This window comes from Paenibacillus rigui, assembly GCF_002234615.1.
In the GTDB taxonomy this organism is placed as follows: domain Bacteria; phylum Bacillota; class Bacilli; order Paenibacillales; family NBRC-103111; genus Paenibacillus_S; species Paenibacillus_S rigui.
In genome coordinates, this window is sequence record NZ_NMQW01000039.1 from 99,663 (window position 1) to 113,555 (window position 13,893).

The 13,893-nt window shown below is 53.9% G+C and carries 8 protein-coding genes; 2 read left to right on the forward strand and 6 right to left on the reverse strand.

Translation table 11 applies throughout. From position 1 onward, the window contains the following. Positions 1-133 precede the first annotated feature (133 nt). Positions 134-2,491, forward strand: coding sequence for a chondroitinase-B domain-containing protein (locus CF651_RS24415; protein WP_179232971.1), 2,358 nt, complete (start codon positions 134-136; stop codon positions 2,489-2,491). A 287-nt stretch (positions 2,492-2,778) separates the two neighbouring features. Here CF651_RS24415 and CF651_RS24420 read toward each other — a convergent pair whose 3' ends face one another. Further along, positions 2,779-3,750: a DMT family transporter gene (locus CF651_RS24420; protein WP_094017494.1), complete on the reverse strand. Its 972-nt coding sequence runs from the start codon at positions 3,748-3,750 to the stop codon at positions 2,779-2,781. A 138-nt stretch (positions 3,751-3,888) separates the two neighbouring features. Between CF651_RS24420 and CF651_RS24425 the strand changes: the two genes are divergently transcribed. Continuing rightward, complete coding sequence (locus CF651_RS24425; RefSeq protein WP_094017495.1) at positions 3,889-5,250, forward strand: aminotransferase-like domain-containing protein; 1,362 nt, start codon at positions 3,889-3,891, stop codon at positions 5,248-5,250. 64 nt (positions 5,251-5,314) lie between these two features. Here the strand turns inward: CF651_RS24425 and CF651_RS24430 are convergent, their stop codons facing one another. The 5 genes from CF651_RS24430 to CF651_RS24450 all read right to left on the reverse strand — a co-directional run bounded on the left by CF651_RS24430 (position 5,315) and on the right by CF651_RS24450 (position 13,879). Continuing rightward, positions 5,315-6,271, reverse strand: a complete 957-nt coding sequence (locus CF651_RS24430; RefSeq protein ID WP_094017496.1) for a D-2-hydroxyacid dehydrogenase — start codon at positions 6,269-6,271, stop codon at positions 5,315-5,317. A gap of 55 nt (positions 6,272-6,326) precedes the next feature. Continuing rightward, positions 6,327-8,351, reverse strand: a complete 2,025-nt coding sequence (locus tag CF651_RS24435) for a bifunctional diguanylate cyclase/phosphodiesterase (RefSeq protein WP_245856136.1) — start codon at positions 8,349-8,351, stop codon at positions 6,327-6,329. Positions 8,352-8,415: 64 nt separating this feature from the next. Beyond that, positions 8,416-9,225, reverse strand: coding sequence for a polysaccharide deacetylase family protein (locus CF651_RS24440; protein ID WP_094017498.1), 810 nt, complete (start codon positions 9,223-9,225; stop codon positions 8,416-8,418). A 461-nt stretch (positions 9,226-9,686) separates the two neighbouring features. After that, a complete protein-coding gene (locus CF651_RS24445) occupies positions 9,687-12,614 on the reverse strand; it encodes a GAP1-N2 domain-containing protein (protein WP_094017499.1) in 2,928 nt (975 codons plus the stop codon). Further along, positions 12,614-13,879, reverse strand: coding sequence for a TRAFAC clade GTPase domain-containing protein (locus CF651_RS24450; protein ID WP_094017500.1), 1,266 nt, complete (start codon positions 13,877-13,879; stop codon positions 12,614-12,616). The genes CF651_RS24445 and CF651_RS24450 overlap by 1 nt, the downstream gene beginning before the upstream one ends. Between the last annotated feature and the right edge of the window lie 14 nt (positions 13,880-13,893).

Consider the following 13,893-nt stretch of genomic DNA (forward strand, 5'->3'; position numbering starts at 1 on the left):
CCCGGCCGCTGAACCCGCGCATCTGCAACCCCCCGGGAAAGGAGGTCCCTACGGCCAACAACACGAATCTGCCCGAAGGATGGACTGGATTGCTATATAATCTTTGTACAATTCCAAAGGAGATGATTTTGAATTGAACAAAACGAAAAACCGTCCTGAACGCGCCAAAGCCTGGATCAGCTGGTGTTTAAGCCTGCTGCTGCTGGCCGCACTCATCCCTCTCGCTCCTGCAGCCAGCGCTGCAACCCTGCTATCCGACGATTTCGAATCGTACGCAAGCTTTCCCTCCGGCAGCTGGGTGAACGCCAGCAGTAACGGAAGCTGGAGTATCGCAGCGGATGGCACTCAAACCGCCAAGCAAAGCGCCACCGGGAATACCTTTATCGTAACGAACGGACAGGCTTCCTGGACCGACTACACTTATTCTGCCAAGATCAAAGTCGGAGCCACCAACGTACGCAACGGGATTATCGGCCGCTACGTAGACAGCAATAACTATTACTTTCTCCTCCTCTACAACGGCAACGTCCTGCTGAACAAAAAAGTGTCCGGCTCCACCACGACCCTGCAGCAGGCTGCTTTCACCGCCAACACCTCCACCTACTACGAACTCAAGCTTGAAATTAACGGCACTTCCGTCAAAGGCTACGTTGATGGTGTATTGAAGGTTCAAGGGACGGACACGAGCCTGACCTCGGGTAAAATTGGATTGTATGCGAATGGTATCGCGAACTACGACAATGTGCTGGTCAGCGATAGCGGCTCAGGTGGCACGGATACAACCCCACCCGCAGCGGTGACGAACCTGGCCGCAGGCTCCCCTGCCTCTTCTTCGTTGACACTGACATGGACGGCTCCAGGCGACGATAACAATACCGGCACCGCTACGTCCTATGATATCCGCTACAGCACAGCGGCCATCACCTCCGCTAATTTCGGAAGCGCAACGCAAGTAAGCGGAGAACCGGCTCCTGCAGCCGCAGGCACTTCCCAGTCGTTGACGGTCAATGGACTGTCGACCGCCACTACGTATTATTTTGCATTGATCACAACCGATGATGCAGGCAACAGCTCTACGCTCTCGAATGTGCCAAGCGCATCCACGAGCAGCGGTAGCGGTGGCGGAAGCGTCGTCAACGTCTCGACATCAGCCCAGCTGGACAGCGCAATCGCTGGCGCAACGGCCGGGACAACCATCCTATTGGCTAACGGTACGTATACCAAAAGCGGAGCCTTCAGCATTAGCGGCAAGAACGGCACCGCGACCAACCCCATCACGATTAAGGCCGCCAACCGCGGAATGGCTGTCATTTCCGGCAGCGCTTATTTTACCGTCACCTCATCTTCCTACATTGTGATTGACGGACTTCAATTCACGAATACCGGCAATTCTGCTGTGAAGCTGACCAGCTCGAACAATGTTCGAATCACGCGCAATCATTTCCACTTAACAGAAGACGGCAATTCGTTGAAATGGGTTTATATCGGAGGCGCGGACAGCCACCACAACCGGATTGATCATAATTTGTTCGAAGAGAAGCATGATCTGGGTAATTTCATTACCTTCGACGGCTCGTCCACCCAAGTATCCCAATACGATACGGTCGAGTACAACCATTTCCGTAACATCGGCCCAAGGGCAACGAATGAAATGGAATCGATTCGTGTCGGCTGGAGCCAAATCTCCATGTCCGACGGCTTCATTACGATTCAATATAACTTGTTCGAAAATTGCGATGGCGACCCCGAGATCATCTCGGTGAAAAGCGGTAAAAATATCATCCGCTATAATACCGTGCGCAACTCCGCCGGCGTCATCTCCGCACGGCATGGCAATGGCAGCAGCTTCTACGGCAACTTCTTCCTGGGTGACGGCCAGAAGTCCGGACTGGGAGGCATCCGTCTTTATGGTCAAGACCACAAAGTGTACAACAACTACTTCGAGGGGCTGACCGGATCGGGATATGACGCTACCCTTGCCGTAGATGGCGGTGACGTCGATACAAGCGGCAGCCTGAGCGGTCATTGGCGTGTCTATCGTGCGGAAATCGTGAACAACACGCTTGTAGGCAATGCCACCGGCATCGAGATTGGCAAAAATTACAGTCTGGCGCCAAAAGACAGCATCATTGCCAACAACATTATAAAAGGCTCGACCGGCAAGCTTATTAATGAATACAAGACGCCGGTGAACATGACCTATGCAGGCAATATCGCCGACCCTGACGGCACGGCAACCGTCGGGATTACAGCGACCTCCTCTCAGGTGAATGTGACGGACCCTCTGTTCACTACTTCGGGCGGACTGCAGAAGCTGTCCAGCGCAAGCCCTGCCATCAACAGCTCCAGCGGCAGCTACAGCTATGTGACCGAGGATATGGATGGGCAGGCAAGATCAGGAATCGACGATACCGGAGCGGATGAATATTCTACTACATCGATCCTACACAAGCCATTGGCTTCTACGGATGTCGGAGTGAACGCACCCTGACTCATTGCGCTGAACGAACTTGGCCCTACCCTGCTTCCTTACCTTACCGGCGGCAAAAGGCTTCAACGCCCGTCAAAGGACAGCTCGTATCGAGCAAGGTTTACACAAGGCAATAAGCTGCTGGATGGATATACATTCTGCTGCACAACTAAAGTCGGCATTGCTGGGGTATCTCAGCAATGCTGGCTTTTTCTTTTGCTCCGAAGAAATAGAGGGCGGAGCTCTTCCCTGCCATACCCATGCTGACGCCCGTAGCTAGCAGATCCTCCCCGCGCTTTCTTCGTGCGCTATACGCTTCTTCCGGGCTTCGTATGATCGCGGAGAAGCAAGGACTCCTTCGGAAGAGGAGATTTTCTCCGCCCGAGCATATTGCTTCCAACCACCCCCGCCACAATAACGATCGCGCCAACGATATGGAAATATTCCAGCCGTTCCCCCAGAAACAGGACGCCTGCCACAATCGTAACGACCGTCGCCAGATTGTTGAAAACACTGGCCTTGGACGCATCCAGGCGCGACAGTGCGAAGTTGGACAGGAAGATCGAGATAAACGAAGAAGCGACCCCCAAATAAAAGACCGACAACGTAAACGTTGAGTGGGTCAAGGGCTGCCAAAACTGCCCCAGCGTCCCTGCGAAGCTGTGCCGGGTCACAGCGATGGCATTAAAGCCCAGAAACCCTGCGATCGTCACGACATAAGTCATATCCAGCATAGGGATTTGCCGTTGGGACAGCTTCTTGGCCAATACGCTGTAGCCTGCCAAGGATAAGGCCGAAATCAGAATAAGCAGAATCCCCTTCATACTGGTCGCCTGCAGCTGCAGACCTTTCATTGCAAAAATATAGATGACACCCGCAACGGACAAGAAGGTACACAGCTTCTGCCCCAGGCTGGAGCGCTCCTTCAAGACATAGGCTGCAAGGAGCATCGTAAGGATCGGGACCGTCGCATGAATGATTCCCGCCTCCGAGGACGTTGCATATAGCAGCCCATACGCCTGAAAGGCAAAGAAAGCAATCGGGTACAGCAGAGCCAGCGGAAGGATGCGCAGCATATCCCTCCAGCTGCTCTGCAGCCTGACCCATCCGAAGGCGAACGGAACCATGGCTGCAAGAAACGATAGCGTAAACCGGTGTGCCAGCGTATCCAGCGGATCGGCTTCGGTCAATGCCAGTTTTACAAAAATAAACGATAAGCCAATAATTAACGAGCTTGCCACTGCGGCAGCATAAGCGCTGGTTGGACGTGAATTTCCCATGACAGCTTCCTCTCTCCCCCATTGATGCATCTTCATGTACCGGCCGGTATAGCTATATACTAAGTGAGGCTGCTCTATGTTACAATGAACAAAAGCACGATCTGTACCGGTACAGATTATAGGAACAGGAGTCTTGCCATGCATAAATATTTGCACGTTTTAACTGATCTGGAGGCGGCCATCGAAAGCCCGCCCTATCGCGACGGGAGCAAGCTGCCTTCCGTCCGCTCGCTGACTGCGCAGTACGGCTGCAGCAAAAGCACGATCCTTCGCGCACTGGACGAGCTGGAACGGCAGCATCTGATCTACTCCATTCCGAAAAGCGGCTACTACGTCGTTAAAAAATCCGCGGCACCGAAGCAAAGGGCCGAAGCGTTCCTTGACTTCGTTACGTCGGCACCCGATCCGGATATATTTCCTTACCTGGATTTTCAGCATTGTATCAATAAAGCCATTGACACGTACAAGGAGGAGCTGTTTGTTTACGGGACGCCGAAGGGACTTCCCTCGCTCATTCAGGAGGTCCAGAAGCATTTGGCCGATGATCAGGTTTTTGCCGATACCCGGTCGATATTTATCGTTTCCGGGGTACAGCAGGCGCTGTCGCTGCTATCCACGATGCCGTTCCCGAACGGTAAAACGCGCATTCTCGTCGAGCAGCCAAGCTATCATCTGTTCATTGAGCAGCTGGAAACGCACGGCCTTCCGTGTATTGGAATTGAGCGAACGGCGAAGGGAATCGATCTGGAGGAACTCGAGCGGATATTCCGAACAGGCAAAATCAAGCTGTTTTATACGATGCCGAGATTTCATAGCCCGTTAGGCTGTTCTTACACCCGCGAGCAAAAAAAGAACATCGCAGCGCTCTGCCGAGCCTACGACGTTTATGCAGTGGAGGACGACTACCTGGCGGATTTCGAGCAGGATCCCAAGGTGGATCCCCTCTATGCCTATGACGACAGCTTTTCCCATGTGATTTATTTGAAAAGCTATTCCAAGATTATGTTTCCGGGCCTCCGCATCGGCATTGCCGTCATCCCTGACGCTCTCTCGGAGACGTTCCACAAGCACAAGAAGCTTGTGGACATCGACAGCTCCATGCTGTCCCAGGGAGCGCTCGAAATTTATTTGAAGAGCGGTATGTTCGAGCGGCATAAGCAAAAAATATCCGCTTCCTATGCCCGCCGGGGGCGGATTCTGCATGAGGCCGTGCAGGAGCAGGCTCTGCTGAGCGGAGGGCTGTTCCGCAACGATCCTGACGCCACACGCCGCCTGGGCGTCCACACCCATATGCTGCTGGACGCAAAAGTGCCGGTCTCCCGCGTCATCCGTCAGCTCAAAAAGCTGTCGATTGCGGTAGAACCGGCAGATAAGCATTATTTAACCGATTTTCCGAAGAAGGCATCCATCCTGAAGCTGAACGTCTCCCATGTTCAGGAAGGAGCTATCGCAGAGGGGATTGCCCGGTTGGCCGACACGATCCGCCGGGCGGTTCGTTAACTGTGCACCGAACGCAGCCCCCGCACAAGACACGGCCTTACAGACGGCGGCCCGGCCCTCCGTCCTACTTCACCACGTTGACGGCCGACCCTTGCATATAGCGGGCCACATTGTTCACGGCGATATTCATCAGCCGCTCTCTTGCTTCCTTCGTTGCCCAGGCAATATGCGGCGTAATGATGCAGTTGCGGGCCTGAAGCAGCGGATTATCCGCTGCCGGCGGCTCAGCCGACAGGACGTCAAGTCCAGCTCCGGCCAGCTTGCCGCTGTTCAGCGCTTCCGCCAGATCCGCTTCAGCAACCAAACCGCCCCGCGATGTGTTGATCAGGAACGCGGTCGGCTTCATGAACGCAAGCCGCTCTCCATTTATCAGCCGCTCGGTTGCAGACGTCAGCGGGCAATGTAGGCTGACGACATCAGATGCGGTCAGCAGCTCCTCCAGCGTTACCCACTCAACCCCCTCCGTAGGGGGCGGGGCCGTTCTTCCGCTGCCCACCGCCAGTACCCGCATGCCGAAAGCGCGGGCAATCACGGAGGTTTGGAAGCCGATTTGGCCAAGTCCGATCAATCCGATTGTTTTACCGGCTAGCTCCGTCAGCGGCGACTTGGTGAAGCAGAAATCGATGCTGCGGGTCCATTCCCCTTGATGCACCGCATCGCTGTGCAGCTGTACCCGGTGGCACAGCTCCAGCAGCAGAGCAAACACAAGCTGCGCCACCGAATGCGAGCTGTAAGCGGGCACATTCGTAACCACGATATCCCGCGCCGACGCCGCTTGCGTATCTACGATATTGTAGCCCGTTGCCAGCACCCCGATATATTTGAGCTTCGGCAGCTGTGCCAGCGTACCGGCCGATAACGGAGTTTTGTTGGTCAAGACGATGTCGGCCTGTGACGCACGTTCGATAATGTCCTCCGCCGCTGTACGGTCATAGACCGTAACCTGGCCCAAAGCCTCAAGTCCACGCCAGCTTAAGTCCCCAGGATTCAATGTATACCCATCCAATACGACAATGTTCATTTTTTTATACCCCTTTCCTTCCCATGTTTTATGAATGCGCCTTTAGCTGCCTGTTTCAAGTTTTGAGCTTAACCTCTTTTTGCTCCCCGATCCATTCCTTCAGCTTCTCCGGATTCATCGGCTTCCCGTAGTAGTACCCTTGCATCACCCGACAGCCCTGGGACTGGAGAAATTCAATCTGTTCAGGAGATTCCACCCCTTCAGCGACGACATCCAGCTTCAGGTTTTTGGCAATTGAAATGATGGTGCTGATGATCGCCTGCTTGGAGGGCAGGTTGCTGTCGCGAATAAACATTTGATCGATTTTCAACGTATTGATCGGCATTTGGTCCAAGCTGCCTAGAGAAGAGTAGCCTGTCCCGAAATCATCCATCGAGACTTGTACCCCCAAATCGCGAAGCGCCGTCAGCTGCTCAATCGTATCCTCCACATCGTACATCGCAATGGATTCGGTAATCTCCAGCTCCAAATATTCCGGCTTCAACCCCGAAACCTCCAAAGCCTCCGTCACCATCTCGTACAAGGAGCCGCTCTCGAACACGCGGATCGACATGTTGATCGAAACGCATACCTTCAGCAAGCCTTCATCCTGCCAAATCTTATTCTGCAAGCAGACCACTTGCAGCACCCAGCGCGTAATCGGGACGATAATCCCGGTTTCCTCGGCAATCGGTACAAATTCGCCTGGCGACACCAGGCCGAGCCGGGGATGATTCCAGCGAAGCAGCGCCTCCATTCCGGAGATCTGATCGGTTTCCACATCCCATTTGGGCTGATAATCGACAATGAACTGCTTTTCAGCCAAGCCTTTGCGCAGATCCATCTCCAGCTCCAGCTTGCGCAGCAGCTTGCGGTCCATCTCCTCGTCGAATACCCGATAGTTGTTTTTGCCGCTGGATTTGGCATTATACATTGCCGTATCCGACGCTTTGAGCAGCGTAACGCGTTCGGTTCCGTGCTCAGGCACGAGACTTACGCCGATACTGCCGGTAACGTACAGCTCATTGCCTTGAATGTAGTAGGGACGTTTGATTTCCTGCACAAGCGTCGAGGCGAGCTGAACGGCTGCCGTCCGGTCCCCCCGGGTGGAGGCAATCAGGAATTCGTCGCCGCCCAATCGAAAGGCGGTCTGCCTTTCATTGAGGTGTTTCTTCAGGCGGGAAGCAACCTCCTGCAGGAGCAGATCGCCAATGTCGTGCCCCAGCGTATCGTTAATCGACTTGAAGCGGTCCAAATCGATAAAAAGCAGGAATCCGCTGCTCGGGCTTCCGAAGGATTCCTCGAAATACCTGACAAGATGATGCCGGTTGGGTAAACCGGTCAATGCATCGGTATAGGCCATTTTTTCCAATACGTTCCGATCGAAAAATATCGCTGCCCACGAAACAGCCAAAATGAAAAAGGTCGATAAAGCAACACCGATCAGCAAAAACATCGGCGTCATGACCACGCCTCCGTCCGTCAAGCTTTGCTCATTCACCGTAAAATGGGACGCCGCCATTCCCGTATAATGCATGCCGCATATGGCTAGCCCCATCACCAAGGCACACACCGGACGGCAGCGCCGGAAGTTAACCGACACCCGGGATTGCCGGAACATGAACAATGCCGCATAAGAGGCTGTCAACGCGATCAGTACGGATAGCCCCACATACACCGGATGGTACGTCAACACAGCGGAGGTTCGGACCGCCGCCATCCCGGTATAGTGCATCGTGACAATACCGCTGCCCATGAACAGTCCGGCAACACCTATTCTCAACGGCCCCGCATGAGCATCAGCCGACACCCGAAACGCGATAAACGAAGCAGCAATGCTGGCCAACAGAGACAGAAACGTCACTTGGATATCGTAGGTCACTCTGACATTCAAATGAAAAGCAAGCATGCCCACAAAATGCATCGACCACACGCCGCAGCCCATAACACACGAACCCGCCAACAGCCAAACCACTCTGCTTCTGCCTTTGGATTTCGCTATTTTTTCCGATAAGCTGAACGCCGAGTACGATGCCAATACGGCAATAAGGAAAGAAAGTAAAACAATAGGCACGTTGTAATGTCCTTGTAAGTGAACCACGATGAAATCCTCCATTGGCGCAAAATAAAAACCAGGTCCATACAGCTTTCAAAGCTGTTACGCTTTACGCTTCCAGCCGGACTTGTCCGCCTCCGGTAATTTCAATGATTTCATCGTCCACTCGGATCCACACCGGCCGGGCGGAAGGGTTGTATACAAAGCTGCCAGCAGCAGAAAATTTCAATTGCTGGAATGCTTTGACGTAATCTACAATTTCGATGTTGGTGGCATACCAAATATCGTTGTTTCCGCCCACCTGTTCGCAGAACCGGCTGATGAGCTCCCAGTTGTTGTCATTATCGAACTCATAGCTATGGCCCCATACATACATCATGTACAAGTATTGGGATTTGTGCAGCTGGGTGAATGCCTCGCCCAAACTCAACAAGTTATGGTTATGATGGCAGGTCGGCTTCCATTCCATCCAATCGTCCGGCATGCCGAACCCTCCCGTACCTTCCGTCACTCGGGCGTATTCAATTCCGAGAAAAGGCAGCAGCTCTTTAATTTGCTTGTTAAAGGAGCCGTTCGGATAGGACATCCCGCGTATGGTATATCCGACTAATTGTTCCAAGCCTTTGCGGTCCTCCATCACCTCATGGATCAGCTGCTCCTTCGGGCATCTGGCGATCGTCGGATGCGTTAACGTATGTGCAGACACTTCATGTCCCCGATACAGCTCCGCTACTTCCTCTTTGGCGATTCGGCCCGGATCCGCATCTCCCATCAATCCGTAATTGATATGAAACGTGCCTTTGATGCCGTACTTATTAAAAAGCTCGACCAGTCTGCGGTCAGCGTGCTTCCCATCGTCGTAGCTCATCGTTAAAACTTTGAATTTACCTTGCGGAAACGTCATTAATATCTTTTTCATCTGCACGACCACTCCAGCTCATAGATTAGGGATTTCAAGCGCAATGCCAAGGAAAAATATTGAATATATCCATTATAAACAGAACGGTGGATAAATGGGGAAATTTATATAGAACTTAGACAAAAAAATCCCCTGCCCTGCTTCCAAATTCGCAAGGTAGGGGATTCGAGCTCAGCAAAATAACTGGCTCCGCCACAGAAACGGAGCCGACAGTGAATAAAAAAGAGACCGGCTTGAAATGAGGCCACTGAAAAAGTTACGGCTGCATGGACGGATCATTCTTCCGATCGCTTACGCTTCTACAGAACGATTCCGTCCACTCCGCCAGTTTCCCAGCGGCTTCGCTTGAAATAAGCCAGTCTCCGTTGGAACGGTAGAATATAATAATTCCTATATGATTGCTACGATATCATCCCTACGGCAAGTCATCAACCAGTATTTGGAAGACAATGTCTTTTCCATTAACGCTTCGGTACCGAAGTGGATGACGTACTGACCGCCGCCGTATATTTGATCGTTTTCTTAATGGTCTCACTTGATTTGCCATATTTGTTGCCGGCCTTGATCTCCACCGGATTGTCCCCCGGAACCAAAGCGAGAGCGTACGACACGCTGCCTTGACCGACCTGCTGTCCATTGATGAAAATAGCGGGACTCGGATCGTTCGGATCCGTAGCCGTCGCGGTAATCGTCACGCTGCCGGTCTTGGAGGTATCCGGGATCGCCCCATGCTTCACCACCGGAGCCGGCATATTATAGGTTACCTTCTTCGTGACCACCTCTGAGGAGGTCCCGCCGCGGTTCACCGCCTTGAACTCGAACACGTTCTCCCCGTCATGCAGCATCACTGTCGTGTTCATGGCTCCGTTGCCCATATATTTCCCGTTCAGGAACAGCTGGACCTTGCCCGTCTCCGCTGCTTCCCCCTTCACGGCCGCCTTCAAGGCAAGATTCATCGCGGTAGCCGTCTCCGGCAGTGCCTCCACGGCGATCTCAGGCGGAGGCCCGAAGCTCGCGAGCCAATTGCCGATCGGGTTCCACAGCACGACGAGCAGCAGCACGAAGACCGGGAGCGCGATGAGGCCGGAGCGAATCAGCTTCCGCTTATTTTTGACCAGAAGGCGTACCCAAGCCGGCGATTGCTTCAGCTTGATCGTCTGGAACAACGCTGCGAAGGAAGCATTGCCTGTCGCGAGAAGCTGCTCGCGGACCGGCTTTTGTCTGAAGGCTGCGGGATCATGGCGGTCGAAATATTTGGCGACTGCGGCGCGGTAATTCGGATTCATGTCCCCTTTGGCATCCAGGAACCGGTCATCCTCCGCCGACCACAGCAAAAAGTCGTACATCAACCCGGTCCCTGCTGTATTCGCTGCTATATACTCGAGCATCCGGTCATAGTTGTATACCGAGGCAGCATAACCGCGATCCGGGTCAGCATCCGGTTGATAGAACGCATAGGTTAACGCCCGGAACCTGCCGGCGTCCAGCCGGTCTGCGAGCAGACGCTGCAGCGTCTCCTGCACCTTGTCCAGCTCCATGGGTCCAAGGCTTTGGAACGCCTCCAGCGCTTCGGCCTCCTCGCCAGGTTCCAACGTCAGCATCCGGTACAGAATCCCGAGCAGGATGAGAGACTGCCTGCTGCTTTTATTCATGTTCTGAAGCAGCTCGGGGTCGATGGGATCCACCATAAAGCGCAGCCGTATGGCATCCTCGTAACGAAGCTGATTCAGCTCCAGCTCCCCTAACAGCTCCAGCTGGATCTCCAGCTTCAGCTGTCCGATAAAGTCGTCATACTCCCTTTTGCCGTAACGGTCCGGCACTTGGTCAAAATAACGGAACAGGGTGCTGATAAGCTCAATCCGCTTCTGGGCATCCCTGGCCTGGAGCAATAGCTTGATTTTCTTCAGCACTTCATTGCTGAAAAACCGAACGAGCACCAGCTCGCCCGCATGCGTCAGCCAAAAATCAGTTTCCTTCTGGAGCCCTTCGACGGAGCTTACCTTATTCATCCGGTACACGATGTACTGCTCGGCGGTTGGGGCGGACTGCTTATGCAGCGCCTTCATCACGAGACCAAAGACGCTGTCCCGCTGAATGAGCTGATCATAAATGGCGACCGACCGCTCCATGCCTTCTCCCTTAATAGAGCTTGCCCGATGAATAAAGACGACGAAGCATTGAATAAGCAGTGCCTTCTCCCCTTGCCCGGCAAATGCGTAGTAGTCGAGCAGAGAGCCCACATAATCCGCCGCTGGCTGACCGCCGCCGTCCGATGCCTCCTTGCGGAGCAAGCGGATGAACAAATCCTTGAGGCGCTCTTTCCGCTCCGCGGTTTCCGCAGTCAGGTAGGTCAATATCCCCTGCATCGTACCGGTCCGATTCGCCTCGTACAGGGCCTCGTCCCCCTGCTCTATCGCATACAGCTCAGCTAGCTGGCAGTAGACAGCAACGGCCTGGGCCACCTGTCCCCCAAGACCGGCCAGCGCCAGCTCAAAGAAATCGAAGAGCTGTCGCAGCTGCTCCTGATCCTGGCGCCAGTTCCACACGGTTTCAAAATAAACACACTCGCTCGCCGGCAGCTCCGTATTCAGAAACCGCTTGTTAGGGAAATCGAAGATGTAGTCCTTATCAATACGCCGGTCCGGCAGGCGCAGGCTGCCTTTTTCCACGAACACGACATGCACGTTATGCTTGCTCTCCGGCTCGCTGTTGAAGGTCATAAAACCAAGCAGCCTGCGAATCGCATAAGGAATGCAGCGGTAGATGACCTCGAGCAGCGCTTTTGCCTTCGCCGCGCTTGCAGAAATATCGGTATCCAGCGCGATGTACACTTTCCTTTTGTTCGTGACGGAAGACATCACCGCATAGACGAGCTGCTGGAACAGTTGGGCATCGATGCCGAGCTCGGCAAGCAGCTTTTCCTGGTCCGCTTCCTCGTAGCCTGGATCGTAATCCACGGCGTCCAGCTCGGGAAGGGACTTGCCCTCCCGGATATCGTAGCTGCTCTGGAAGCCCCGAATCCGGAACAAGCGGTTCGGCTCCCGCACGAAAGGCTCCTTACCGTCCTTCGGAACAACGTATTGGTGCGTGAAGGACGCACTGCGCTGCCCGGTGAAGTCGGCACCTATGTAAATGCTGCGGCCGATCACCAGCTCCCCGTTATCGGCATGAAACACGAGGAATGATTCCGGGAACAGTGCTTCGTTCGTTTCTCCCCGTGTCAACAGCTCCTGGGGCGCTTTGTATACGCAGTAAGGATGCAGCACCGATTTAATAAACGTAGGATCGAGCGACGGTGACTTCGCAACGGTATCGAACCCTTCGCTGGTGCGGAAAACCCCTTCCCGGTCGCGGGTAAAATACTGCTGCTGCACTTTCTTCTGCATCATCACGGCGCCTCTCTCCTGTCTACGTAATCGAGCTGCTGCAGCAGCCAGATGAACGGCTCATCGACACGGGTCGGGCTGATGACGCCCGTCACCTGCCGGTTCACCGGGTTCGTGCCCAGCGCAGACACGGCAAAGTAAGCGGTGTTGGTAAAATATACATCGACCGCGTCCTTGAACGGACGGTCGACCTTTTCGATGAAGCGGCTGATCTCGCCGTTAATATTTTCAAACTCGGTCTGATTGAGGAAGCCCTTATGGACGACATTCCGGAATACATTGCTGTTCGGCTGAATGTACTCGCCATCCTCCTCCTTCAAATACTGCAGCATGTCGCTTTTGGTCAAAACGATCGCCGTCGGAATATTCGTCTTGCTGTTGTGCTGGTGGGCGATGAAATTCTCGAATAGCGAGATGACGACCTCGCGCGGCTCATCATAGCGGTTGGCGAACTCGCCCTCCTCCTCGCCGAGCTTAATATGGATCCGGTCCCGGATGCTGCGGATTTGCAGCGGGTCGACGAGAAACAGAATGCCGGACGAATTTTTGATATGCGATGCATAAATATCCAGGTAGTCCCGCTCCACCATACCCTCACCGGCCACATCGAAAAAGACGAGGGTCAGCGGCGCCTGCTCCGGGTCCTTGAACACGAATTGAAAAATAAACGGCTCCTGCTGCTCATTCGGATTCGTCGACTGGAGCATGCTGCCCCGCTCAAAAATGGGCTCGTGGTAATTTTGCCGGAACTTTCGGCTGATTTCGGCACTTAGCGGCATGCAGGCCGCATTGAAATTCGATGCCGTCGTATGCTGCAGCGTATGGATCAAGGACGTCATGTAGACGGACTTGCCCACCTGGGAGGCGCCGACGATCGAAATGATGTTGCTCGGCACCTTCCCCGCCGAGATCGGCAGCTCGTTGTGGCAGCTCGGGCACAGCCGGCGCCGGGTCGTTTCCCCGTAACGGTCGGTCACCCCGATCAGCACGTTTTGCGAATACAATTTATTCTCATCAGGTATCGTATACGGCTCAATGACCGCTTCCATATCAACCTGTGACAAATTGAACTTGCGGCGCCATTCGTTCAGCCTGCCGTCTTCCTGCAGCATGAATTCGTCGTCGTGATCCTTGACGTGGCTTGCACGGAATACGACTTCCTCCGGCTCGAATTTGCTGAAGCAAAACGGGCAGACGATACTGTAATACGGCGGTTTTTCTTTGACCGGCGCTTTTTTGCCGAACCAGTTTCTCAAATTTCCCAGCATGGTTGATGCTCCTT